The organism is Gottschalkia acidurici 9a (assembly GCF_000299355.1).
Lineage (GTDB): Bacteria > Bacillota > Clostridia > Tissierellales > Gottschalkiaceae > Gottschalkia > Gottschalkia acidurici.
In genome coordinates this window covers 991,624-1,016,260 of the sequence record NC_018664.1, presented here as the reverse complement: position 1 = coordinate 1,016,260, position 24,637 = coordinate 991,624, and the positions used below count along the sequence as shown (strand labels likewise).

Here is a 24,637-nt window from a genome sequence, read left to right as displayed (position 1 = left end):
ATAACATTTATACTATTTTTTAGTGTTTAACGTTTCCTATCCCTCTGTATCTAGTCATAAGTTCTAATATGTTGTTTATAGTAGCTATTAAATCCTCTCTCTTGTTCGTCATATTTATGCTATTAGCTACATATTCAAAAAATTCTTGTGGAGTCATAAATGCTCCCTCTGTTAATGCAAGAAGTCTCTTCATTCTAGTTCTTCTTTGTAGATTTTCCATCTGATCTATATTTCTATCTATAAATTGAACTAAGCTCTTAACTGCTTCGTCAAGATATTCTTTTTCCACTATATCTACATAATCTGTGTCCAATATCTCTTCTTGTTCCAATGCATAGTCATTTATAAAGTCTAAAACATATTGAACTTTTCCAAGTTCAGATTTAAGCTCATCACTTACTTTATTTTTTCTATTAAAGTTCTCCATTGTAAACAGTTGTAAATTTTCATTAGTCTTTTTAAACTTATCATCTAGTACCTTAAATAAAGCTTTATAACTTTCTAATAATTTACTTCTACTAGCGTCGCTTTCTTTTTCTGAGTAGTTTGTCCATGCATTTGTAAGTGATTTTATATTGTAATTATCTGATTGTTCTAGTATGTTTTCTTGAAGAATACATACAGCTATTATTCTATTTACTATAACTCCAAATTCTCTAACTACATTAGCTATAGTTCCTATCTCTACCATAGTCTTATAAGTATCATCATATATTTTTCTAAGCTCATCTTCAGACATATCTTTTAATTCCATTTGTCTAGCTTCTTGAGCCTTTCTAAAGTATCTACTAAAGTAAAGTCCATATTCAGACTCTAATGATCCATTAAGTATTGTCTTGTATCTAGATAATACAACATCAGTTTTTCTCTTGCTGCTATATCTTAAGTTTCTACTAAATGCTTTTGATACAATATCATAGTATTTAGTTTTAGCCACTCTCATTGGTAAGATATTAGTTAAGTCCATAACTTTATTTTTCATATTAGTTGGATCTTCCATTACGAATTTAGATATACTGTCAAATAATTTTTGATAATCTATATTTTTATCTATTTCTGACTCATTCTGTTTTATAAATTCTTTGTAAAGTAAATCCTTAGCTATTTCATTTGTATATGATATTTCTGTAGAGTAAGCAGCTAGTGTTCTAAGAACTTTTACTATACTTGTTCTTAGTTTCTTTAGTTCTTCTATATCTAGGTTCTCGTTAAGTTTTTCTATATCTACTATACTGTCTAGCTTTATAACCTTATTTTCAACCATATTATATACTTCACTAAATTTAGCGTCTTCTTTTAATAACTCGTTTATTAAGTCTTTATCATTTTTTAATAGTGACTTTAAGTATATATTTCTATTAAATAGTTCCACATATGCCATAAGTCCTATATTCGATAGTTGTAAATTATTAGTGTTCTGTATTTGTTCTATTAACTCCTCGTCACTTAATTTACTTATTTCCTCATTAAGATTTTTTAAATTTTCCATATGTTACAATCTCCCTTCAGTGTTTGTTACATTTTCTATAATGTCTATTTCTTCTCTGCTTAGCTTGTATATATCATAAAACCATTTATCTATAGATTCTATATTTTCCTCTACTTGTACGTAATTATTTATCCTATAGCAATACTCGATATCTTTTACTAAATTCTCTACATATTTAGTATCATGTTGTACTATGATATTTAACTCCATCATTTTATTTGGATAATATTCATAAAGTTTATCATTTAACTTTTTTGCTACACATTTTAAATAATATTCAAATATTGATGAATTTAAAAAAGCTGCTAAATACTCTAGATTAAATCTATGTTTAAATTCATTCTTTATAGTTACAAAATATATATCTGCACTAGAACACACTTCTTCTCTTACTATTGTAAACTTATTTCTATTAGCTTTATAGGGAAAAACTATCTTATCTTTTTTAAATAAATCTTCATTTCTTCCCCATTGAAGCTCGTACCATTTTCTAGTTCCCTTTATACATTCTCTTCTTTTAGTTAACTTATCCTTATATTGTTCTACATGACTAATAGAATTAGGATAGTTTTCTTCTATATCTATTTTATCTGTATATATTATATACTTTTTTATGTCTTTTAATTTAAACCTTTCTACGTCACTATTTTTTATCCAAGGCTTAATAAGATTTTTTTCTAGCTGCTCATCTTCTATCTCTTCTTTACTTACTATAAATGCCTTATCATGTCCTGTTATTATTCCTTGGTTGAATGTGCATATCTCACCTAATTTAATACTTTTAGACTTATCTATCTTGTCTAAAAGCTTTTTTTCTTTCTCACTAAGTAATACCCATCCACTATTAAGCAATTCTTTTTGACTTATATCAAACATTTCAGATCCTTTAGATACATTAATAATATTATTTTCACTTTTATTTTTAGTACATTCTATCATAACAGGACTTATACCTATTCCTTTAAACGGATTCTCACCATAAAAGTCTATAATTTTATTAACATTCAAGTTCTCATTTATAAATTTTCTTAGCCCTTCTCCAGATTGTGACTCTTGAAAGTATCTGGACGTTATATAAAACAGCTTTCCATCATTCTTTAAAAGTTGATAGCCTTTTTTAAAGAAGCAGTAAGATATATCACCCTTATCTGAATAGACTTCTGAATATAATTTTTCTAAGACTTTTCTATAATCTTTATCTATTCTTTTATGTCCTATATATGGAGGATTACACAATACCAAATCAAAAGTCTGACTGTATATATCATTTTCATCTATTAATGGATCTAATTTAAATATATTTGTATTTATATTTGTAATATCATCTTTTATAATCAGCGAAAATTTAGTCATATATATAGCGAATTCATCTATATCTACTCCCCAAATATTATTCTCTATTATAAATTTATGAATACCATCCTCATTGAGTTTCCTCTCTGTTTCTCTATTTCTTATTATAATTTTATCATAATTTTCGTACATTATCTGTTTTATTTTTTTATATGCTTCTATAAGAAAATATCCCCCACCGCATGCAGGATCTATTATTTTAAAATATGGATTGTTGATAATATCTTTATCATTTATAGTTATAGAAACCATGTATTCAACTATATTTTTAGGAGTATATACCTGTCCTAATAGCTTTTTTTCTTTGCTAGTAGTAAAATTTTCATATATCTCACCTATTGAAAAATCTTTGATAGCTTTACTATCTATTTGAACTAATATCCTAATAATATCTAACTTGTTATCTTCATTTAAGTAATGTCTATAATCATGTTTTTTGTCTATGCCTTTAAATATGTACTCATAATCTTCCTCAATATTATTTTCACTTAATTTTATTATATTTGAAATATCTCTATCGTTAAATTGAATTATAATCAAGATAATTTTACTTATATAGACTAAAATACTTTTTATTATATCTATATTTGTTTGAGTATCTTTATTCTTATTCTCTTTGAGTATATTTTTTACTACCTTTTTTAATTCTTTTATATTAGTTTTTTTCTTTCATTTATTATTTATATACTCCTTTTTATTTATGCTATATGTCTATAATTTTAACATATATTACGCTATAAGTGAAATTGTTTTGACTTTTCTATATCTCTATACTTGTGATGTATGGTCACATATGTTAATCTTTATATAAGTTTTTATATTACTAATATTACTAGACAATTAAATTGTAGAAAGGATTTTAATATGAAAATATTTAAGAACGATCTTAGAAATGATATTTATATTCCTAATGATTTAAAAGATACTTTAGGCGATACTAATTTTTGTTTTTTAGATATAGAAACTACTGGTCTGAGTAGTAGATATAACCACATAATTTTAATAGGAATGTTGTGCGTAGAAAATCATAATGTATATATAACACAATTATTTGCTGAAAGTACTAGTGAAGAAAAAGAGTTGTTAGTTTCACTTACAGAACTATTAAATAACTTTGAACATATTATTACCTATAATGGTAGTACTTTTGATATCCCCTTCATAAAAAATAGATTAACTTATCATAATATTGATAGTAATATTTCTATGATTAATCACTTAGATATACTTAAATTAGTCAGAAAAAACAAAACTATGCTTGGACTTAGTGACTGTAAGCTTAAAACAGTTGAAAAATCTTTAGGTATTTTTAGAAAAGATACTATTTCAGGAAAAGAAAGCGTTGAACTTTACAAGGTTTATACTACTTCAAAAAATCCATCTATAAGAAAGACTATACTTAATCATAACTATGATGATATCTTTTACTTACCGAAGTTATTAACTATTTACGATATTATTGATGCAAAAAATAATTTAGAACTTGAACTAAGTTTTAAAGAAGTAATCGTTGATTTGTCTATTAGAAAAGATTCTTTTATCTTTAAGGATAGGCTATTATATATAGAAGGAAAAACCAAGCTAGTTAATTTACCTCCCCAGCTTTATTATGAAGATTTTTTTACTCTAGATTGGAATGTACCTAATGGCGCCTTTAATCTAAACATACAGTATAAGACTGGTAGGCTATCTACTGGTGAAGAGTGTCTATATATAGACTTATCTGATACAAATATATCTTTAAAGAATATTAATAATATGAAATATAATATTCCTAGTAATATTTTTCTAATTAGAATAAATGGTGAGATTATATATGATAATATTTCATATCTGGTCAGAGAAATAGTTTTTAGTCTTGGTTAATAGCTAAATATGAAGATAAATAAAAAAACTTGTCTAAGCTGTTTAGACAAGTTTTTTCTATATGGTGCCCAGAGGCGGAATCGAACCACCGACACGGGGATTTTCAGTCCCCTGCTCTACCGACTGAGCTATCTGGGCAAATTGGTGGGCCTTCAGGGACTCGAACCCCGGACCTACCGGTTATGAGCCGGGCGCTCTAACCAACTGAGCTAAAGGCCCTAACATTTCTGCTAGGTTTATTACTTAAAACGTTTATTCGTTTTATGGTGGGCCTGGATGGACTCGAACCATCGACCTCACGCTTATCAGGCGTGCACTCTAACCACCTGAGCTACAGGCCCATTTTATTTAGTGACTTTTAAGTAAAAATACATTGACTTTCTTATTGGTCGGGGTGGAGGGACTCGAACCCCCGGCCCCATGGTCCCAAACCACGTACGCTACCAAACTGCGCTACACCCCGACTTTATTTGTTTTTTATGGTGGGCCTTCAGGGACTCGAACCCCGGACCTACCGGTTATGAGCCGGGCGCTCTAACCAACTGAGCTAAAGGCCCCCATTTATGGCGGAGAAGGAGGGATTTGAACCCTCGCGCCCCGTGAAGGACCTACTCCCTTAGCAGGGGAGCCTCTTCGACCTCTTGAGTACTTCTCCATAGTGTTTTTATTGTTTTTTATGGCGGAGGAGGTGGGATTCGAACCCACGTGGGCTTGCACCCTAACGGTTTTCAAGACCGCCCCGTTATGACCACTTCGGTACCCCTCCGGATTTTAATTAAATCATCTTTAAGCTCTAACCTAAAATAATTCAGTTAAAACTTAGATTCTTGGCTGGGGTAGCAGGACTCGAACCTACGCATGCCAGAATCAAAATCTGGTGCCTTACCAACTTGGCGATACCCCAACAACATCTTATATATTTATTTTTTGGCGTGCCTACAGGGATTCGAACCCCGGACACTCGGCTTAGAAGGCCGATGCTCTATCCAGCTGAGCTATAGGCACTCGTTTTCTTGGAGCGGGTGAAGGGAATCGAACCCTCGCAACTGGCTTGGAAGGCCAGGGCTCTACCACTGAGCTACACCCGCGTATTATGTTTTGGTGGAGGAGACTGGATTCGAACCAGTGAAAGCGAAGCTAACGGATTTACAGTCCGTCCCCTTTGGCCAGCTCGGGAACTCCTCCTAATTTTGAAACTTTGGAGCTGGTGAGAGGACTTGAACCCCCAACCTACTGATTACAAGTCAGTTGCTCTACCGATTGAGCCACACCAGCGTATATAGTTTGTTTCTCATTCTTTAATAGAATATTTTTTGGCGACCTGGAAGGGACTCGAACCCTCGACCTCCAGCGTGACAGGCTGGCATTCTAACCAACTGAACTACCAGGCCGCATTTTTTATTTACTTATGGTGGGCGCGACAGGGCTCGAACCTGTGACCCCCTGCTTGTAAGGCAGGTGCTCTCCCAGCTGAGCTACGCGCCCGTAATTATTTTACGGATTTCTGGGATTTTCTTTTTTGGTGACCCTACCGGGATTCGAACCCGGGTTACCGCCGTGAAAGGGCGGTGTCTTAACCGCTTGACCATAGGGCCATCATACTACATGTACACATTTGGTGCCCAGAGGCGGAATCGAACCACCGACACGGGGATTTTCAGTCCCCTGCTCTACCGACTGAGCTATCTGGGCAAATTGGTGGGCCTTCAGGGACTCGAACCCCGGACCTACCGGTTATGAGCCGGGCGCTCTAACCAACTGAGCTAAAGGCCCTAACATTTCTGCTAGGTTTATTACTTATAAAACATTTATTCGTTTCATGGTGGGCCTGGATGGACTCGAACCATCGACCTCACGCTTATCAGGCGTGCACTCTAACCACCTGAGCTACAGGCCCATTTTATTTAGTGACTTTTAAGTAAAAACATGTTAATCTTTTTACTGGTCGGGGTGGAGGGACTCGAACCCCCGGCCCCATGGTCCCAAACCACGTACGCTACCAAACTGCGCTACACCCCGACTTTATTATTAAATATATTATTATTCTATTGGCAGGGGTAGCAGGACTCGAACCCACGACATTCGGTTTTGGAGACCGACGTTCTACCAACTGAACTATACCCCTATGTATATGGTGGGCCTTCAGGGACTCGAACCCCGGACCTACCGGTTATGAGCCGGGCGCTCTAACCAACTGAGCTAAAGGCCCCCACCTATGGCGGAGAAGGAGGGATTTGAACCCTCGCGCCCCGTGAAGGACCTACTCCCTTAGCAGGGGAGCCTCTTCGACCTCTTGAGTACTTCTCTATAGTGTTTTTATATGTTTTTTATGGCGGAGGAGGTGGGATTCGAACCCACGTGGGCTTGCACCCTAACGGTTTTCAAGACCGCCCCGTTATGACCACTTCGGTACCCCTCCGGATTGGTGATCCATCCGCGACTCGAACGCGGGACACCCTGATTAAAAGTCAGGTGCTCTACCGACTGAGCTAATAGATCACAAAATATTTACTTCTGGCTGGGGTAGCAGGACTCGAACCTACGCATGCCAGAATCAAAATCTGGTGCCTTACCAACTTGGCGATACCCCAACAACATCTTATATATTTATTTATTGGCGTGCCTACAGGGATTCGAACCCCGGACACTCGGCTTAGAAGGCCGATGCTCTATCCAGCTGAGCTATAGGCACTCGTTTTCTTGGAGCGGGTGAAGGGAATCGAACCCTCGCAACTGGCTTGGAAGGCCAGGGCTCTACCACTGAGCTACACCCGCATATATAGTTTCATGGAGCTGGTGAGAGGACTTGAACCCCCAACCTACTGATTACAAGTCAGTTGCTCTACCGATTGAGCCACACCAGCACATATAGTTTGTTTTTCATTCTTTAATGGAATGTTTTTTTGGCGACCTGGAAGGGACTCGAACCCTCGACCTCCAGCGTGACAGGCTGGCATTCTAACCAACTGAACTACCAGGCCGCATTTTTTATTTACTTATGGTGGGCGCGACAGGGCTCGAACCTGTGACCCCCTGCTTGTAAGGCAGGTGCTCTCCCAGCTGAGCTACGCGCCCGTAATTTTATTACGAACTTCTGGGACTTTTTTGGTGACCCTACCGGGATTCGAACCCGGGTTACCGCCGTGAAAGGGCGGTGTCTTAACCGCTTGACCATAGGGCCATCATGGTAGCGGTGAACGGATTTGAACCGCTGACACTGCGGGTATGAACCGCATGCTCTAGCCAACTGAGCTACACCGCCATAATGGTATTAATAAGCATCTAATTTGGTTGCGGGGACCGGATTTGAACCGATGACCTTCGGGTTATGAGCCCGACGAGCTGCCGCTGCTCCACCCCGCGTCGTTTTAGTTTAGAGTTTCTTGGTGCCGAGGACCGGAATCGAACCGGTACGATCTTTAAGGACCGCAGGATTTTAAGTCCTGTGCGTCTGCCAGTTCCGCCACCCCGGCAAATTGGCTCTCAGGGTGGGACTCGAACCCACAACCTACCGATTAACAGTCGGGTGCTCCACCGTTGAGCTACCTAAGAACATCATTTAGCAACGTCTTACTCTCCCAGGCGGTCTCCCACCAAGTACCATCAGCGCTGAAGGGCTTAACTTCTGTGTTCGGTATGGGAACAGGTGTGACCCCTTCGCTATCGTCACTAAATATTTGAAGATATTTCGTACCTTCAAAACTACACAGCGATTAGATTATTCTTTAATATATTGGTCAAGCCCTCGATCTATTAGTATCACTAAGCTGAAGACATTGCTGCCCTTACACCTGTGACCTATCTACCAGGTAGTCTTCCTGGGATCTTACTAGGTTAACCCTATGGGAAATCTTATCTTGAGGGGGACTTCGTACTTAGATGCCTTCAGCACTTATTCTTTCCAGACTTAGCTACTCAGCCATGCCGCTGGCGCGACAACTGATACACCAGAGGTCTGTTCATCCCGGTCCTCTCGTACTAGGGACAACTCCTCTCAAATTTCCTACGCCCACGACGGATAGGGACCGAACTGTCTCACGACGTTCTGAACCCAGCTCGCGTGCCTCTTTAATGGGCGAACAGCCCAACCCTTGGAACCTACTTCAGCTCCAGGATGAGACGAGCCGACATCGAGGTGCCAAACCTCCCCGTCGATGTGGACTCTTGGGGGAGATAAGCCTGTTATCCCCGGGGTAGCTTTTATCCGTTGAGCGATGGCCCTTCCACTCGGTGCCACCGGATCACTAAGTCCAACTTTCGTTCCTGCTCGACTTGTAGGTCTCGCAGTCAAGCTCCCTTCTGCCTTTACACTCTTCGTACGATTTCCGACCGTACTGAGGGAACCTTTGAGCGCCTCCGTTACTCTTTAGGAGGCGACCGCCCCAGTCAAACTGCCCAACTGACAGTGTCCTAAAACTGGTTTCACAGTTTCTAGTTAGAACTTCAGCATCATAAGGGTGGTATCCCAACGGTGACTTCACCAAAGCTGGCGCCCTGGTTTCTAAGTCTCCCACCTATCCTGTACATATGATACCAAAATTCAATATCAGCCTGCAGTAAAGCTCCACGGGGTCTTTCCGTCCTGTCGCGGGTAACCAGCATCTTCACTGGTACTACAATTTCACCGGATCTCTTGTTGAGACAGTGCCCAAATCGTTACGCCTTTCGTGCGGGTCGGAACTTACCCGACAAGGAATTTCGCTACCTTAGGACCGTTATAGTTACGGCCGCCGTTTACTGGGGCTTAAGTTCTGAGCTTCGCTTGCGCTAACTCTTCCCCTTAACCTTCCAGCACCGGGCAGGCGTCAGCCCCTATACTTCATCTTTCGATTTAGCAGAGACCTATGTTTTTGGTAAACAGTCGCTTGGGCCTATTCACTGCGGCTGGTTGCTGCTCCAGGTGTGCACCCTTCACAGCCTCCAGCACCCCTTCTCCCGAAGTTACGGGGTTATTTTGCCGAGTTCCTTAACAAGAGTTCTTCCGCTCGTCTTAGGATTCTCTCCTCGCCTACCTGTGTCGGTTTGCGGTACGGGTACCTATTTGCTCGATAGAAGCTTTTCCCGACAGTGTGGATTCAGTGACTTCGCTACTTATTTTCGCTCCCCATCACATCTCAGGATTGTTCTAGCGGATTTGCCTACCAGAACTCCCTACTTGCTTAGACGTACATAACCAACAGTACGCTTCACCTATCCTCCTGTGTCACTCCATTTCTCAAACGCATTTAGGTAGTACAGGAATCTCAACCTGTTGTCCATCGCCTACGACTTTTGTCCTCGGCTTAGGCCCCGACTTACCCTGAGTGGACGAGCCTTCCTCAGGAAACCTTAGGCTTTCGACGGGTGGGATTCTCACCCACCTTTCGCTACTCATGCCAACATTCTCTCTTGTATGCAGTCCACCACTCCTTACGGTATGACTTCTGCCCACATACAATGCTCCTCTACCGATGTTATACACATCCCATAGCTTCGGTGACAGATTTTAGCCCCGGTTATCTTCGGCGCAAGACCACTCGACCAGTGAGCTATTACGCACTCTTTGAATGAATGGCTGCTTCTAAGCCAACATCCTGGTTGTCTGTGTAGTCTTACATCCTTTACCACTTAATCTGTACTTTGGGACCTTAGCTGATGATCTGGGCTGTTTCCCTTTTGACTATGAATCTTATCACACATAGTCTGACTCCCGAGAATCATGAATGTGGTATTCGGAGTTTGATAGACTTTGGTAACGCATAGCGCCCCGCAGTCATTCAGTGCTCTACCCCCACTTCACTTTCTCGAGGCTAGCCCTAAAGCTATTTCGAGGAGAACCAGCTATATCCGGACTCGATTGGAATTTCACCCCTATCCACAGGTCATCCGGTAGCTTTTAAACGCTAATCGGTTCGGACCTCCGCGAGATTTTACTCTCGTTTCATCCTGCCCATGGATAGATCGTCCGGTTTCGGGTCTACGCCATACAACTTAATCGCCCTATTAAGACTCGGTTTCCCTTCGGCTTCGTTGCTTAACAACTTAACCTTGCTGCATAACGTAACTCGTTGGCCCGTTCTACAAAAAGTACGCGGTCGTTCATATAAAGAACTTCCACTGCTTGTAGACATAGGGTTTCAGGTTCTATTTCACTCCCCTCCCGGGGTTCTTTTCACCTTTCCCTCACGGTACTGCTTCACTATCGGTCACTAGGTAGTATTTAGCCTTGGGGGGTGGTCCCCCCTGCTTCCCACAAGGTTTCACGTGTCTCGTGGTACTCTGGATCATAACTTGGAGTTTTCTCGTTTCACCTAAAGGACTATCACCCTCTGTGGTGGAGCTTTCCAGCTCTCTTCGGTTACAATACCTCTCCGTTTGTGTTATGTCCGCAACCCCATAAGAGTAAACTCTCATGGTTTGGGCTCTTCCCCGTTCGCTCGCCGCTACTGAGGGAATCGATTTTTCTTTCTCCTCCTCAGGGTACTTAGATGTTTCAGTTCCCCTGGTCTGCTCCCATATACCTATGTATTCAGTATATGGTACTTGAGGTTTGCCTCAAGTGGGTTTCCCCATTCGGATATCTACGGATCAGTGTCTACTTGCGACTCCCCGTAGCTTTTCGCAGCTTATCGCGTCCTTCTTCAGCTCCTAGTGCCAAGGCATTCACCCTATGCCCTTACTAACTTGACCAGTTAGTAAGTAAATATCAAATAAGTTTGACATTCACTACTCAATTTATTATTGAGGTTTAATTTTCCTTAATATATTAATATATCTCGGTTAATTGTATTTTAATCTATTTCGCTGTGTAGTTTTCAAGGTACAATTTGTTTTAGACGCCATTTTATAAAGCATAGGTATCAGATGTTCTATCTGATCTATCTTTATAAGTGTTCTAAAACTTATTTGAGAGTTTTGGTCTCTCAAAATTAAACAGTAAAAAGCGTTTCTCCTTAGAAAGGAGGTGATCCAGCCGCACCTTCCGATACGGCTACCTTGTTACGACTTCACCCCAATCATCGATCCCACCTTCGACAGCTGCCTCCTTGCGGTTAGCTCACTGGCTTCGGGTGTTACCAACTCTCGTGGTGTGACGGGCGGTGTGTACAAGACCCGGGAACGTATTCACCGCGACATTCTGATCCGCGATTACTAGCAACTCCGGCTTCATGTAGGCGAGTTGCAGCCTACAATCCGAACTGTGATCGGCTTATTGAGATTCGCTCCACCTCGCGGTTTCGCTGCCCGTTGTACCGACCATTGTAGCACGTGTGTAGCCCAACATATAAGGGGCATGATGATTTGACGTCATCCCCACCTTCCTCCGATTTATCATCGGCAGTCCCTCTAGAGTGCCCAACTTAATGATGGCAACTAAAGGTAAGGGTTGCGCTCGTTGCGGGACTTAACCCAACATCTCACGACACGAGCTGACGACAACCATGCACCACCTGTCACCTCTGCCCCGAAGGGAGACTCTATCTCTAGAGTTGTCAGAGGGATGTCAAATGTTGGTAAGGTTCTTCGCGTTGCTTCGAATTAAACCACATGCTCCGCTGCTTGTGCGGGTCCCCGTCAATTCCTTTGAGTTTCAGTCTTGCGACCGTACTCCCCAGGCGGAGTGCTTAATGCGTTAGCTGCGGCACTGAGGTTCGACCCCCAACACCTAGCACTCATCGTTTACGGCGTGGACTACCAGGGTATCTAATCCTGTTCGCTCCCCACGCTTTCGTGCCTCAGCGTCAGTATCAGTCCAGAAAGTCGCCTTCGCCACTGGTGTTCCTCCTAATATCTACGCATTTCACCGCTACACTAGGAATTCCACTTTCCTCTCCTGTACTCAAGCCAAATAGTTTCAAGTGCTTACGCCGGTTGAGCCGACGCCTTTCACACCTGACTTATTTGGCCGCCTACGCACCCTTTACGCCCAATAATTCCGGATAACGCTCGCCCCCTACGTATTACCGCGGCTGCTGGCACGTAGTTAGCCGGGGCTTCCTCCTAAGGTACCGTCATTATCTTCCCTTAGGACAGAGTTTTACGACCCAAAGGCCTTCATCACTCACGCGGCGTCGCTGCATCAGGGTTTCCCCCATTGTGCAATATTCCCCACTGCTGCCTCCCGTAGGAGTCTGGACCGTGTCTCAGTTCCAGTGTGGCCGTTCACCCTCTTAGGCCGGCTACCCATCGTCGCCTTGGTGAGCTTTTATCTCACCAACTAGCTAATGGGACGCGGGACCATCTTATACCACCGGAGTTTTGACTCATGCACCATGTGGTGCTAGAGTTTTATAAGGTATTAATCCCGGTTTCCCGAGGCTATCCCTTTGTATAAGGAAGGTTTCCCACGCGTTACTCACCCGTCCGCCGCTCTCCAGTCACTCTTTCACCCGAAGGATCCGTAACGACTTTCCCGCTCGACTTGCATGTGTTAGGCACGCCGCCAGCGTTCATCCTGAGCCAGGATCAAACTCTCAAAATAAAAGTTTTCTGTCTCAGCTTCTGCTGACTGCTCTATTTAATGTTGAGCTTCATTTGTTATTAATTCTAGGAATTAACTTGCTTTTTACTGTTTAATTTTCAAAGACCAAAGTCTGTTTCACTATCTTAACATCCTTTTAACATTCTGTCAAGAAGTTTTTTCGACTTTTTTCTCACTTCTTGTTTTACTTTGTCGCTCTCTTGTGGCGACTCTTATTACTTTATCAGGTTTTGTTTCTTTTGTCAACACTTTTTTTCAACTTTTTTATTCCAGATTTTATATCTTATTCATATATCACCTTTAAGCGACTTTTATAATTTATCAAATTCAAACAGCTTTGTCAATAGTATAAGAATATTTTTATTATAATATGTAAATGATTTTTATTATAATTGAGCAGAGTCAATCACTAGACTATCTTAGGGGTTAACTCTGCTCTGGGTATAGTGCGCTTCTATTCAGGGTTTTCTTTCCTATATATTATATATGAGTATACTGACAGTCCTATTGTTGATAATATTAGAGGCCCTATTGTTATATAGTAACTTATTTCACTACCAACAAATCCTCCTATTATAAACAGTATCCCTATCAAGAAAAACACATATCCTCCTAACCTATGTGTTTTCTTCCATACTGTCTCACTTGCTAGTGTCCATGGGGTTTTTATACCAAATGAATAGTTATGTCTAATTTGAGACATGTAGTTTCCAAATGTTGAAAAAACTACTCCCAGTGATATTTGAATAACACTTGATATCTCTATATTATAGCCAAGTGCATATGCTACAGTTAACCAATGGATTAATATAATAAACAAAGTCATCACAACTATAAATATTTCATAAGCCTTTCCATGCTTAGCATAAGATCTTCTCTTTGGATCTAATTTGGGTAGTATCTTCATTAGTGCATACATTAATAATGGAAGTGTCGCTGTGAAATATACAAATGTTTTACTTTGAAAGTCGTCAACCTCTCCTTTAATATTCCAATGGCTAGGAATTTGATCTGGCAGCTTGTCATAAATCATTGTAGTTGCTAATATTGATAAAAGGATAATAGAGATTAATACTATACTTATTTTTTTATTTTTCATTCTGCTCCCTCCTATTTTCTAAAAAATCAAATGTCCACTTCATGATCTCCTGTAGTACAGTCGTATTTAAAGAATATATTATATTTTGCCCATCCTTCTCCCACAGTACTAGATCTGAACTTTTTAATGCATTTAGATGATGACTAATAGAAGGCTTACTTATTTTAAATTGTTCTGCTATTTCACCTGCTGTCATATCCTTTTCTTTAAGCAACTCTAATATTTTTCTTCTTGTTGGATCTGAAAGTGCTTTAAATGCTTGATTCACTACATCATCTCCTAATAACATATTTATATATTTAGATAATTATCTAAATATATAAATATGTTATTCTAACTATTTAAAATTGTCAAGGAGTATTATAATATCTCAAATATTACTTTAAAATTCTTATATATACCTTGATAGCTATGTGTGTTTCCAAAAGTTTATATATCATTTTTATCTTAGTTTGTGTACCTATTATATGGATATACATTTTTAATCGTCTTAAATTTGAATTTAGAAGGCCATTTAAAAATAATTACTTTTATTTATATATTAGTAACCACACTCTACCTTCTCTTAACTTTAATCATTTGTAGTAAAAATATACATCTAATATATCTCATGTTTTTCATTATTCCTACAATGTCAAGCATCAAGTTAAAAGACTATATTTAAATGAAAACAACGTAACTATCTTTATCTGCGTAGATTATGTATGTTTTACTCTCCATTTTTCTAGTGTTATTCCTAACCAAAACTAATAAATATCAACTGTTATAATACACAATAATAGCTACTTAATCCATTGTCCAATTAATCCTGTATCAGTTCCATCAAATCCTAGTATTCTTCCTTCTATTACTATAAGATTAATTTTCAATCCATAACCCCTACATGATGCCCATGGATAGCATATTTCAAATATAAAAACTGTAACTAACCAGCCTGATGTACTCTAACATATAAGTAGTAAAAGTGCATCCACAAAATATAATTCTTGTTTAGCTATATTTTCTATACTGATACTTGCACTATTTCTATCAAGCACTTTTAGTTCTTTTTACGATAATATATTTAGGAATACTATAGATATAAAACAAGTACATGGCTCTAGTCGCTAACATACATCCTTTCATAAAATAGAACCAAGCCCAAACTAACTCTATAGCTTGGTCTTGGTTCTATTTTGTATAATATATTTTATAGTTATTTCGAAGTTTATTTGCTAGTATTATATTTTCCCTTGATCTCTATGTCTCCTATATTTATTATAAACTGCTCATTATCACTATACATTGGATTATACTTATACATTAAGTTATTATATGCCATATCTTCATTGTTTTCTACATTAGAGTTCTCATCTAAAAATATCACTAGTATTAGTTTTTCTTTATTGTTAGGATTCTCTGCTATAAAAGCTCCAGTAACTTTTTCATTTTTAATAGATACTCCATCCACATAGATAGTATCCTCATCTATTTTTATAGGTAGTTCAGAACTCATTTCTTTAATTATCTCATTTTTATCTGGATACCCAATAACTATTAAATTAGCTTGCTTATCTGTTTCTATTAAATCTTTTTCCTCTTTGACATTTATTTTTAAATTATACTGCATCATAGTCTCATCTACTAACATTTGAATAAACTGCTCAACTTTAGCTGAATCATTTTCATTTAAATGTTCTGGCTTTACTATTAATACTTCTTCTCCTTCTAAAACTCTAAGATCTATACTTCCTATCACTAATCCATTTCTTTTTTCTAATCCATTCAAATAGCGTTTTCTCATATTTCTATAACGAAACTGCTCTTCTTCTTGAGTTAATTTTATGCTTTGTGAAAAATAGTTTGGCTTTAACAGTCCATCTTCCATAGAGTTCTTAATATCTTTTCCTCCTATTTCTTCTATTACACTTAATAATCCCTCTATGGTTGCATTCTTAAACTTATATTCATCATAATATGTGCTAAGTATCTTTACAAACTTTTCTTCTCCTACTTTTTGTTTTAGGTATTCGAAGAAAGCAGGTCCTTTTCTATATATAGTCTCTCCATAGTCACCCCAATTTCTAAACTGATCTACACTACTATTTACAGGAGAGTTATCCGACATATACATTGAATTTCTTATAGCATAGTCAATTCCATTTTCATGATTTTTTCCATATTGTTTTTCGAAGTAATAAGCGGTAGTGAATACTGTTAAAGATTCGTCTAGAAAAGGCTCCTTAAATTCATTATTTCCCACTGCTACATACCACCATTGGTGCATTGTCTCATGAACTGCAGCTTCTATTGTGAAGTTAACTCCCTCTTCTATGTTTATATCTCCTGGTTCCCAGTATCTTCCCATCTGTATTACCTGAGGATATTCCATAGCTCCTCCTGATAAAGGTGTTTCTGTTATTCTTAACTCATCATAAGGATATTTTCCTATTGTTTTATTCATAAACTTCATTGCCTTAGCTACTTCATCTAATACCATATCAGCTTCTCTACTATCCTTTTTGTCTTCTATAAGATAATAGTTACTAATTTTAATTCCATCTACTTCTGTAGTCTTTACTTTATATTCATTACTCATAATGATAACAAACTCTCTAACTTTTTCAGCCTTTATCGTTAGAGTTTTATTTTCTCCGTCTTCTTTCTCTCCTATTATACTACCTGTTGGAGCCACTACCATCTGCTTAGGTACAGTAAGATTTACATTATAATCTGAGACATCACTGTAGTTAGACTCTCCAATAGGGTGGAATGGGTTCTCATCCCATTTTTTATCTTTCTCATTATATATAGATAAGACGGGATACCAATTTGTTAGAGAGTATACTCCTTGTGAATAGTGAAGACGATGACTTCCCTCAGGAATTTTCATAGTGAATTCAATTTTTACATCTACCTTTTCACCTTTTTTTAATGGTTCCTTCATATTTATTTTCAATATTTGATTATTATCTGTATACTTAACTTCTTCACCATTAATATATACTTGTTTTACCTTAATATAACCCTTTATTTCTTCTCCTAATTCTTCTTCATCCATAAAGTACATACCACCTATAGCTGCTAATGTATCAGGGGACTTATAAGAATCTGGATAAAGATGAAATACCAAATCATTTAAGTCTGAATTATATGTATTGGTGAAAGTTACTTTTTGCTCTCCATCTACAGTATGATCATTAGTATTTAAAGTTATATTCAAATCATACTTAGTTATATTTTCTAAATCTACTGCAAACCCGAATTGAAAACTACTTAGCAATATTACTAAAACTAATATAGTTGATAAAAACCTTCTTTTGTTCATGATAAACCCCCTTATTTTTTATATACATTTCTATAATACCACAAGCCTCCTATAACTTCCAAAATATTTCTTATATTCCTATCAAAGTTTATATCTCTAAATTAGTTACGTTTATATAGCAAAATATTTTTAATATAAAGATTAAAGATATTTAAACTTATAGAAAAATATGAAAGGAAACATATTAGATTTGTTTTTATAAAGCAGAATGTATTTACTGTGTGCTGTCAAGCTCATGGAAAGTCAATAGATGCATTCAAGGTATCTATATTTAAGTAAGTTCTAATAATAAGGATTATCATAAATATTTAAATAAATTAGGTGGTTTTATAATAAGATGATATTTAAAGTAAGAAAAGTATTTCAATGTAAAAGATGTGAGTAAAAATAGCTTTAATAATTTTACTAATGTGCTTTATTTTATCTTTTAATTTTCATTTTTATAAGAAGTTGATATGTAAACCTATAATTAACGACCTTTTTAGTCTTGTAAAATAGCATTAAAAAGTATTTTTATAAAAAAATAAAACGTTGAAATATCAACGTTTTTCTTATTGGCGCACCCAGGAAGACTTGAACTCCCAACCTTCTGATTCGTAGTCAGACGCTCTATCCAGTTGAGCCATGGGTGCCTATAATGGAGGCGGCACCCAGATTTGAACTGGGGAATAAAGGTTTTGCAGACCTCTGCCTTACCACTTGGCTATGCCGCCATATATCTAGTTTATGGGGTGGATAGTGGGACTCGAACCCACGGTCTTCGGAACCACAATCCGACGCGTTAACCAACTACGCTATACCCACCATGCTTAAATAAAATTGGAGCGGGTGAAGGGAATCGAACCCTCGCAACTGGCTTGGAAGGCCAGGGCTCTACCACTGAGCTACACCCGCGCATTTTCTTAATCTATAATGTTTATTGGAGCGGAAGACGAGATTCGAACTCGCGACCCTCGCCTTGGCAAGGCGATGCTCTACCACTGAGCCACTTCCGCATATCATCATTGGTGGAGGAGACTGGATTCGAACCAGTGAAAGCGAAGCTAACGGATTTACAGTCCGTCCCCTTTGGCCAGCTCGGGAACTCCTCCTAGTTTTGAAACCTTGGAGCTGGTGAGAGGACTTGAACCCCCAACCTACTGATTACAAGTCAGTTGCTCTACCGATTGAGCCACACCAGCATATATAGTTTGTTTCTCATTCTTTAATAGAATATTTTTGGCGACCTGGAAGGGACTCGAACCCTCGACCTCCAGCGTGACAGGCTGGCATTCTAACCAACTGAACTACCAGGCCGCATTTTTTATTTACTTATGGTGGGCGCGACAGGGCTCGAACCTGTGACCCCCTGCTTGTAAGGCAGGTGCTCTCCCAGCTGAGCTACGCGCCCGTAATTTTATTACGAACTTCTGGGACTTTTTTGGTGACCCTACCGGGATTCGAACCCGGGTTACCGCCGTGAAAGGGCGGTGTCTTAACCGCTTGACCATAGGGCCGTCTGTTTAATTTGGTTGCGGGGACCGGATTTGAACCGATGACCTTCGGGTTATGAGCCCGACGAGCTGCCGCTGCTCCACCCCGCGTCGTTTTAGTTTAGAGTTTCTTGGTGCCGAGGACCGGAATCGAACCGGTACGATCTTTAAGGACCGCAGGATTTTAAGTCCTGTGCGTCTGCCAGTTCCGCCACCCCGGCAAATTGGCTCTCAGGGTGGGACTCGAACCCACAACCTACCGATTAACAGTCGGGTGCTCCACCGTTGAGCTACCTAAGAACATCATTTAGCAACGTCTTACTCTCCCAGGCGGTCTCCCACCAAGTACCATCAGCGCTGAAGGGCTTAACTTCTGTGTTCGGTATGGGAACAGGTGTGACCCCTTCGCTATCGTCACTAAATATTTGAAGATATTTCGTACCTTCAAAACTACACAGCGATTAGATTATTCTTTAATATATTGGTCAAGCCCTCGATCTATTAGTATCACTAAGCTGAAGACATTGCTGCCCTTACACCTGTGACCTATCTACCAGGTAGTCTTCCTGGGATCTTACTAGGTTAACCCTATGGGAAATCTTATCTTGAGGGAGACTTCGTACTTAGATGCCTTCAGCACTTATTCTTTCCAGACTTAGCTACTCAGCCATGCCGCTGGCGCGACAACTGATACACCAGAGGTCTGTTCATCCCGGTCCTCTCGTACTAGGGACAACTCCTCTCAAATTTCCTACGCCCACGACGGATAGGGACCGAACTGTCTCACGACGTTCTGAACCCAGCTCGCGTGCCTCTTTAATGGGCGAACAGCCCAACCCTTGGAACCTACTTCAGCTCCAGGATGAGACGAGCCGACATCGAGGTGCCAAACCTCCCCGTCGATGTGGACTCTTGGGGGAGATAAGCCTGTTATCCCCGGGGTAGCTTTTATCCGTTGAGCGATGGCCCTTCCACTCGGTGCCACCGGATCACTAAGTCCAACTTTCGTTCCTGCTCGACTTGTAGGTCTCGCAGTCAAGCTCCCTTCTGCCTTTACACTCTTCGTACGATTTCCGACCGTACTGAGGGAACCTTTGAGCGCCTCCGTTACTCTTTAGGAGGCGACCGCCCCAGTCAAACTGCCCAACTGACAGTGTCCTAAAACTGGTTTCACAGTTTCTAGTTAGAACTTCAGCATCATAAGGGTGGTATCCCAACGGTGACTCCACCAAAGCTGGCGCCCTGGTTTCTAAGTCTCCCACCTATCCTGTACATATGATACCAAAATTCAATATCAGCCTGCAGTAAAGCTCCACGGGGTCTTTCCGTCCTGTCGCGGGTAACCAGCATCTTCACTGGTACTACAATTTCACCGGATCTCTTGTTGAGACAGTGCCCAAATCGTTACGCCTTTCGTGCGGGTCGGAACTTACCCGACAAGGAATTTCGCTACCTTAGGACCGTTATAGTTACGGCCGCCGTTTACTGGGGCTTAAGTTCTGAGCTTCGCTTGCGCTAACTCTTCCCCTTAACCTTCCAGCACCGGGCAGGCGTCAGCCCCTATACTTCATCTTTCGATTTAGCAGAGACCTATGTTTTTGGTAAACAGTCGCTTGGGCCTATTCACTGCGGCTGGTTGCTGCTCCAGGTGTGCACCCTTCACAGCCTCCAGCACCCCTTCTCCCGAAGTTACGGGGTTATTTTGCCGAGTTCCTTAACAAGAGTTCTTCCGCTCGTCTTAGGATTCTCTCCTCGCCTACCTGTGTCGGTTTGCGGTACGGGTACCTATTTGCTCGATAGAAGCTTTTCTCGACAGTGTGGATTCAGTGACTTCGCTACTTATTTTCGCTCCCCATCACATCTCAGGATTGTTCTAGCGGATTTGCCTACCAGAACTCCCTACTTGCTTAGACGTACATAACCAACAGTACGCTTCACCTATCCTCCTGTGTCACTCCATTTCTCAAACGCATTTAGGTAGTACAGGAATCTCAACCTGTTGTCCATCGCCTACGACTTTTGTCCTCGGCTTAGGCCCCGACTTACCCTGAGTGGACGAGCCTTCCTCAGGAAACCTTAGGCTTTCGACGGGTGGGATTCTCACCCACCTTTCGCTACTCATGCCAACATTCTCTCTTGTATGCAGTCCACCACTCCTTACGGTATGACTTCTGCCCACATACAATGCTCCTCTACCGATGTTATACACATCCCATAGCTTCGGTGACAGATTTTAGCCCCGGTTATCTTCGGCGCAAGACCACTCGACCAGTGAGCTATTACGCACTCTTTGAATGAATGGCTGCTTCTAAGCCAACATCCTGGTTGTCTGTGTAGTCTTACATCCTTTACCACTTAATCTGTACTTTGGGACCTTAGCTGATGATCTGGGCTGTTTCCCTTTTGACTATGAATCTTATCACACATAGTCTGACTCCCGAGAATCATGAATGTGGTATTCGGAGTTTGATAGACTTTGGTAACGCATAGCGCCCCGCAGTCATTCAGTGCTCTACCCCCACTTCACTTTCTCGAGGCTAGCCCTAAAGCTATTTCGAGGAGAACCAGCTATATCCGGACTCGATTGGAATTTCACCCCTATCCACAGGTCATCCGGTAGCTTTTAAACGCTAATCGGTTCGGACCTCCGCGAGATTTTACTCTCGTTTCATCCTGCCCATGGATAGATCGTCCGGTTTCGGGTCTACGCCATACAACTTAATCGCCCTATTAAGACTCGGTTTCCCTTCGGCTTCGTTGCTTAACAACTTAACCTTGCTGCATAACGTAACTCGTTGGCCCGTTCTACAAAAAGTACGCGGTCGTTCATATAAAGAACTTCCACTGCTTGTAGACATAGGGTTTCAGGTTCTATTTCACTCCCCTCCCGGGGTTCTTTTCACCTTTCCCTCACGGTACTGCTTCACTATCGGTCACTAGGTAGTATTTAGCCTTGGGGGGTGGTCCCCCCTGCTTCCCACAAGGTTTCACGTGTCTCGTGGTACTCTGGATCATAACTTGGAGTTTTCTCGTTTCACCTAAAGGACTATCACCCTCTGTGGTGGAGCTTTCCAGCTCTCTTCGGTTACAATACCTCTCCGTTTGTGTTATGTCCGCAACCCCATAAGAGTAAACTCTCATGGTTTGGGCTCTTCCCCGTTCGCTCGCCGCTACTGAGGGAATCGATTTTTCTTTCTCCTCCTCAGGGTACTTAGATGTTTCAGTTCCCCTGGTCTGCTCCCATATACCTATGTATTCAGTATATGGTACTTGAGGTTTGCCTCAAGTGGGTTTCCCCATTCGGATATCTACGGATCAGTGTCTACTTGCGACTCCCCGTAGCTTTTCGCAGCTTATCGCGTCCTTCTTCAGCTCCTAGTGCCAAGGCATTCACCCTATGCCCTTACTAACTTGACCAGTTAGTAAGTAAATATCAAATAAGTTTGACATTCACTACTCAATTTATTATTGAGGTTTAATTTTCCTTAATATATTAATATATCTCGGTTAATTGTATTTTAATCTATTTCGCTGTGTAGTTTTCAAGGTACAATTTGTTTTAGACGCCATTTTATAAAGCATAGGTATCAGATGTTCTATCTGATCTATCTTTATAAGTGTTCTAAAACTTATTTGAGAGTTTTGGTCTCTCAAAATTAAACAGTAAAAAGCGTTTCTCCTTAGAAAGGAGGTGATCCAGCCGCACCTTCCGATACGGCTACCTTGTTACGACTTCACCCCAATCATCGATCCCACCTTCGACAGCTGCCTCCTTGCGGTTAGCTCACTGGCTTCGGGTGTTACCAACTCTCGTGGTGTGACGGGCGGTGTGTACAAGACCCGGGAACGTATTCACCGCGACATTCTGATCCGCGATTACTAGCAACTCCGGCTTCATGTAGGCGAGTTGCAGCCTACAATCCGAACTGTGATCGGCTTATTGAGATTCGCTCCACCTCGCGGTTTCGCTGCCCGTTGTACCGACCATTGTAGCACGTGTGTAGCCCAACATATAAGGGGCATGATGATTTGACGTCATCCCCACCTTCCTCCGATTTATCATCGGCAGTCCCTCTAGAGTGCCCAACTTAATGATGGCAACTAAAGGTAAGGGTTGCGCTCGTTGCGGGACTTAACCCAACATCTCACGACACGAGCTGACGACAACCATGCACCACCTGTCACCTCTGCCCCGAAGGGAGACTCTATCTCTAGAGTTGTCAGAGGGATGTCAAATGTTGGTAAGGTTCTTCGCGTTGCTTCGAATTAAACCACATGCTCCGCTGCTTGTGCGGGTCCCCGTCAATTCCTTTGAGTTTCAGTCTTGCGACCGTACTCCCCAGGCGGAGTGCTTAATGCGTTAGCTGCGGCACTGAGGTTCGACCCCCAACACCTAGCACTCATCGTTTACGGCGTGGACTACCAGGGTATCTAATCCTGTTCGCTCCCCACGCTTTCGTGCCTCAGCGTCAGTATCAGTCCAGAAAGTCGCCTTCGCCACTGGTGTTCCTCCTAATATCTACGCATTTCACCGCTACACTAGGAATTCCACTTTCCTCTCCTGTACTCAAGCCAAATAGTTTCAAGTGCTTACGCCGGTTGAGCCGACGCCTTTCACACCTGACTTATTTGGCCGCCTACGCACCCTTTACGCCCAATAATTCCGGATAACGCTCGCCCCCTACGTATTACCGCGGCTGCTGGCACGTAGTTAGCCGGGGCTTCCTCCTAAGGTACCGTCATTATCTTCCCTTAGGACAGAGTTTTACGACCCAAAGGCCTTCATCACTCACGCGGCGTCGCTGCATCAGGGTTTCCCCCATTGTGCAATATTCCCCACTGCTGCCTCCCGTAGGAGTCTGGACCGTGTCTCAGTTCCAGTGTGGCCGTTCACCCTCTCAGGCCGGCTACCCATCGTCGCCTTGGTGAGCTTTTATCTCACCAACTAGCTAATTGGGACGAGGGACCATCTTATACCACCGGAGTTTTGACTCATGCACCATGTGGTGCTAGAGTTTTATAAGGTATTAATCCCGGTTTCCCGAGGCTATCCCTTTGTATAAGGAAGGTTTCCCACGCGTTACTCACCGGTCCGCCGCTCTCCAGTCACTCTTTCACCCGAAGGATCCGTAACGACTTTCCCGCTCGACTTGCATGTGTTAGGCACGCCGCCAGCGTTCATCCTGAGCCAGGATCAAACTCTCAAAATAAAAGTTTTCTGTCTCAGCTTCTGCTGACTGCTCTATTTAATGTTGAGCTTCATTTGTTATTAATTCTAGGAATTAACTTGCTTTTTACTGTTTAATTTTCAAAGACCAAAGTCTGTTTCACTATCTTAACATCCTTTTAACATTCTGTCAAGAAGTTTTTTAAACTTTTTTCTTACTTCTTGTTTTACTTTGTCGCTCTCTTGCGGCGACTCTTATTACTTTACCAGGTTTCTTTTTTCTTGTCAACACTTTTTTCAAACTTTTTTCTTTCAATTCAAATTTATTGTATAGATCGTGTTGGCTTATATAATATACCACATTTATATGTATAACTCAACTTATATTTTAAGATCTAAACATCCTAATATAAAAAGCCTAAA

Annotated in this window: 6 protein-coding genes, 47 tRNA genes and 6 rRNA genes; 1 reads left to right on the top strand and 58 read right to left on the bottom strand. The window is 40.6% G+C overall.

All coding sequences use genetic code 11. The annotated features are described in order from the left end of the window. Positions 1 to 19: 19 nt before the first annotated feature. Together CURI_RS04740 and CURI_RS04735 are read right to left on the bottom strand one after the other, a co-directional pair. Positions 20 to 1,489: a hypothetical protein gene (locus CURI_RS04740; RefSeq protein WP_014967090.1), complete on the bottom strand. Its 1,470-nt coding sequence runs from the start codon at positions 1,487 to 1,489 to the stop codon at positions 20 to 22. 3 nt (positions 1,490 to 1,492) lie between these two features. Continuing rightward, a complete protein-coding gene (locus tag CURI_RS04735) occupies positions 1,493 to 3,382 on the bottom strand; it encodes an N-6 DNA methylase family protein (protein ID WP_014967089.1) in 1,890 nt (629 codons plus the stop codon). A gap of 324 nt (positions 3,383 to 3,706) precedes the next feature. On the opposite strand from CURI_RS04735, the gene CURI_RS14950 reads away from it, so the two are divergent. After that, positions 3,707 to 4,708 (top strand): ribonuclease H-like domain-containing protein, encoded by a 1,002-nt coding sequence (locus CURI_RS14950; RefSeq protein ID WP_014967088.1) that lies wholly within the window; start codon positions 3,707 to 3,709, stop codon positions 4,706 to 4,708. Positions 4,709 to 4,770: 62 nt separating this feature from the next. On the opposite strand, the gene CURI_RS04725 is transcribed toward CURI_RS14950, so the two are convergent. The 56 genes from CURI_RS04725 to CURI_RS04445 all read right to left on the bottom strand — a co-directional run bounded on the left by CURI_RS04725 (position 4,771) and on the right by CURI_RS04445 (position 24,257). After that, a tRNA-Phe gene (locus tag CURI_RS04725) sits at positions 4,771 to 4,846 on the bottom strand. A 4-nt stretch (positions 4,847 to 4,850) separates the two neighbouring features. Further along, positions 4,851 to 4,927: transfer RNA gene (locus CURI_RS04720), tRNA-Ile, on the bottom strand. Positions 4,928 to 4,972: 45 nt separating this feature from the next. Beyond that, positions 4,973 to 5,049, bottom strand: a tRNA-Ile gene (locus CURI_RS04715). 45 nt (positions 5,050 to 5,094) lie between these two features. Further along, positions 5,095 to 5,171, bottom strand: a tRNA-Pro gene (locus CURI_RS04710). A gap of 17 nt (positions 5,172 to 5,188) precedes the next feature. Further along, positions 5,189 to 5,265, bottom strand: a tRNA-Ile gene (locus CURI_RS04705). Between the two features lie 7 nt (positions 5,266 to 5,272). Beyond that, positions 5,273 to 5,363: transfer RNA gene (locus tag CURI_RS04700), tRNA-Ser, on the bottom strand. 22 nt (positions 5,364 to 5,385) lie between these two features. Beyond that, positions 5,386 to 5,474 (bottom strand) — tRNA-Ser (locus CURI_RS04695). Positions 5,475 to 5,536: 62 nt separating this feature from the next. Then, a tRNA-Gln gene (locus CURI_RS04690) sits at positions 5,537 to 5,612 on the bottom strand. Between the two features lie 24 nt (positions 5,613 to 5,636). Continuing rightward, positions 5,637 to 5,713: transfer RNA gene (locus CURI_RS04685), tRNA-Arg, on the bottom strand. A 9-nt stretch (positions 5,714 to 5,722) separates the two neighbouring features. Continuing rightward, positions 5,723 to 5,796: transfer RNA gene (locus tag CURI_RS04680), tRNA-Gly, on the bottom strand. Between the two features lie 11 nt (positions 5,797 to 5,807). After that, positions 5,808 to 5,893 (bottom strand) — tRNA-Tyr (locus CURI_RS04675). Positions 5,894 to 5,907: 14 nt separating this feature from the next. Continuing rightward, positions 5,908 to 5,983 (bottom strand) — tRNA-Thr (locus tag CURI_RS04670). A 39-nt stretch (positions 5,984 to 6,022) separates the two neighbouring features. Beyond that, positions 6,023 to 6,099: transfer RNA gene (locus CURI_RS04665), tRNA-Asp, on the bottom strand. Between the two features lie 18 nt (positions 6,100 to 6,117). Then, a tRNA-Val gene (locus CURI_RS04660) sits at positions 6,118 to 6,193 on the bottom strand. Positions 6,194 to 6,228: 35 nt separating this feature from the next. Continuing rightward, positions 6,229 to 6,303, bottom strand: a tRNA-Glu gene (locus CURI_RS04655). A 21-nt stretch (positions 6,304 to 6,324) separates the two neighbouring features. Then, a tRNA-Phe gene (locus CURI_RS04650) sits at positions 6,325 to 6,400 on the bottom strand. Positions 6,401 to 6,404: 4 nt separating this feature from the next. Further along, positions 6,405 to 6,481: transfer RNA gene (locus CURI_RS04645), tRNA-Ile, on the bottom strand. A gap of 47 nt (positions 6,482 to 6,528) precedes the next feature. Then, positions 6,529 to 6,605 (bottom strand) — tRNA-Ile (locus CURI_RS04640). Between the two features lie 45 nt (positions 6,606 to 6,650). Continuing rightward, positions 6,651 to 6,727: transfer RNA gene (locus CURI_RS04635), tRNA-Pro, on the bottom strand. 30 nt (positions 6,728 to 6,757) lie between these two features. Beyond that, positions 6,758 to 6,833 (bottom strand) — tRNA-Trp (locus tag CURI_RS04630). Positions 6,834 to 6,840: 7 nt separating this feature from the next. Further along, positions 6,841 to 6,917 (bottom strand) — tRNA-Ile (locus CURI_RS04625). Positions 6,918 to 7,038: 121 nt separating this feature from the next. Next, positions 7,039 to 7,127, bottom strand: a tRNA-Ser gene (locus CURI_RS04615). A gap of 4 nt (positions 7,128 to 7,131) precedes the next feature. Further along, positions 7,132 to 7,207, bottom strand: a tRNA-Lys gene (locus CURI_RS04610). A gap of 16 nt (positions 7,208 to 7,223) precedes the next feature. Further along, a tRNA-Gln gene (locus CURI_RS04605) sits at positions 7,224 to 7,299 on the bottom strand. A gap of 24 nt (positions 7,300 to 7,323) precedes the next feature. Continuing rightward, positions 7,324 to 7,400, bottom strand: a tRNA-Arg gene (locus tag CURI_RS04600). Between the two features lie 9 nt (positions 7,401 to 7,409). Further along, positions 7,410 to 7,483: transfer RNA gene (locus CURI_RS04595), tRNA-Gly, on the bottom strand. Positions 7,484 to 7,496: 13 nt separating this feature from the next. Further along, positions 7,497 to 7,572: transfer RNA gene (locus CURI_RS04590), tRNA-Thr, on the bottom strand. 40 nt (positions 7,573 to 7,612) lie between these two features. After that, positions 7,613 to 7,689: transfer RNA gene (locus CURI_RS04585), tRNA-Asp, on the bottom strand. Between the two features lie 18 nt (positions 7,690 to 7,707). After that, a tRNA-Val gene (locus tag CURI_RS04580) sits at positions 7,708 to 7,783 on the bottom strand. 31 nt (positions 7,784 to 7,814) lie between these two features. Further along, a tRNA-Glu gene (locus CURI_RS04575) sits at positions 7,815 to 7,889 on the bottom strand. 4 nt (positions 7,890 to 7,893) lie between these two features. Continuing rightward, a tRNA-Met gene (locus CURI_RS04570) sits at positions 7,894 to 7,970 on the bottom strand. A gap of 26 nt (positions 7,971 to 7,996) precedes the next feature. After that, positions 7,997 to 8,071: transfer RNA gene (locus CURI_RS04565), tRNA-Met, on the bottom strand. A gap of 21 nt (positions 8,072 to 8,092) precedes the next feature. Then, positions 8,093 to 8,181 (bottom strand) — tRNA-Leu (locus tag CURI_RS04560). 4 nt (positions 8,182 to 8,185) lie between these two features. Beyond that, positions 8,186 to 8,260, bottom strand: a tRNA-Asn gene (locus tag CURI_RS04555). Positions 8,261 to 8,265: 5 nt separating this feature from the next. Beyond that, positions 8,266 to 8,382 (bottom strand): 5S ribosomal RNA (gene rrf / locus CURI_RS04550). Between the two features lie 59 nt (positions 8,383 to 8,441). Next, a 23S ribosomal RNA gene (locus CURI_RS04545) occupies positions 8,442 to 11,377 on the bottom strand. Positions 11,378 to 11,644: 267 nt separating this feature from the next. Then, positions 11,645 to 13,169, bottom strand: a 16S ribosomal RNA gene (locus CURI_RS04540). The 16S, 23S and 5S rRNA genes sit together here with 34 tRNA genes alongside, the layout of an rRNA operon. 454 nt (positions 13,170 to 13,623) lie before the next feature. Beyond that, positions 13,624 to 14,268 (bottom strand): SdpI family protein, encoded by a 645-nt coding sequence (locus CURI_RS04535; RefSeq protein ID WP_014967087.1) that lies wholly within the window; start codon positions 14,266 to 14,268, stop codon positions 13,624 to 13,626. Beyond that, positions 14,258 to 14,536 (bottom strand): autorepressor SdpR family transcription factor, encoded by a 279-nt coding sequence (locus CURI_RS04530; protein WP_014967086.1) that lies wholly within the window; start codon positions 14,534 to 14,536, stop codon positions 14,258 to 14,260. The genes CURI_RS04535 and CURI_RS04530 overlap by 11 nt, the downstream gene beginning before the upstream one ends. A 939-nt stretch (positions 14,537 to 15,475) precedes the next feature. Next, positions 15,476 to 17,575 (bottom strand): M1 family metallopeptidase, encoded by a 2,100-nt coding sequence (locus CURI_RS04525; RefSeq protein WP_014967085.1) that lies wholly within the window; start codon positions 17,573 to 17,575, stop codon positions 15,476 to 15,478. Positions 17,576 to 18,130: 555 nt separating this feature from the next. Next, positions 18,131 to 18,207, bottom strand: a tRNA-Arg gene (locus tag CURI_RS04520). 6 nt (positions 18,208 to 18,213) lie between these two features. After that, positions 18,214 to 18,288, bottom strand: a tRNA-Cys gene (locus CURI_RS04515). Positions 18,289 to 18,302: 14 nt separating this feature from the next. Continuing rightward, positions 18,303 to 18,379, bottom strand: a tRNA-His gene (locus CURI_RS04510). A 16-nt stretch (positions 18,380 to 18,395) separates the two neighbouring features. Further along, positions 18,396 to 18,469: transfer RNA gene (locus tag CURI_RS04505), tRNA-Gly, on the bottom strand. A 26-nt stretch (positions 18,470 to 18,495) separates the two neighbouring features. Further along, a tRNA-Gly gene (locus CURI_RS04500) sits at positions 18,496 to 18,570 on the bottom strand. 10 nt (positions 18,571 to 18,580) lie between these two features. Further along, positions 18,581 to 18,666: transfer RNA gene (locus CURI_RS04495), tRNA-Tyr, on the bottom strand. Between the two features lie 14 nt (positions 18,667 to 18,680). Next, positions 18,681 to 18,756: transfer RNA gene (locus CURI_RS04490), tRNA-Thr, on the bottom strand. Positions 18,757 to 18,794: 38 nt separating this feature from the next. After that, positions 18,795 to 18,871, bottom strand: a tRNA-Asp gene (locus tag CURI_RS04485). An 18-nt stretch (positions 18,872 to 18,889) separates the two neighbouring features. After that, positions 18,890 to 18,965 (bottom strand) — tRNA-Val (locus CURI_RS04480). A gap of 31 nt (positions 18,966 to 18,996) precedes the next feature. Continuing rightward, a tRNA-Glu gene (locus tag CURI_RS04475) sits at positions 18,997 to 19,071 on the bottom strand. 12 nt (positions 19,072 to 19,083) lie between these two features. Beyond that, a tRNA-Met gene (locus tag CURI_RS04470) sits at positions 19,084 to 19,158 on the bottom strand. Between the two features lie 21 nt (positions 19,159 to 19,179). Further along, positions 19,180 to 19,268, bottom strand: a tRNA-Leu gene (locus tag CURI_RS04465). Between the two features lie 4 nt (positions 19,269 to 19,272). Beyond that, a tRNA-Asn gene (locus tag CURI_RS04460) sits at positions 19,273 to 19,347 on the bottom strand. 5 nt (positions 19,348 to 19,352) lie between these two features. Beyond that, positions 19,353 to 19,469, bottom strand: a 5S ribosomal RNA gene (rrf, locus tag CURI_RS04455). 59 nt (positions 19,470 to 19,528) lie between these two features. Next, positions 19,529 to 22,464: ribosomal RNA gene (locus CURI_RS04450) — 23S ribosomal RNA — on the bottom strand. 267 nt (positions 22,465 to 22,731) lie between these two features. After that, positions 22,732 to 24,257 (bottom strand): 16S ribosomal RNA (locus tag CURI_RS04445). Positions 24,258 to 24,637 lie beyond the last annotated feature (380 nt).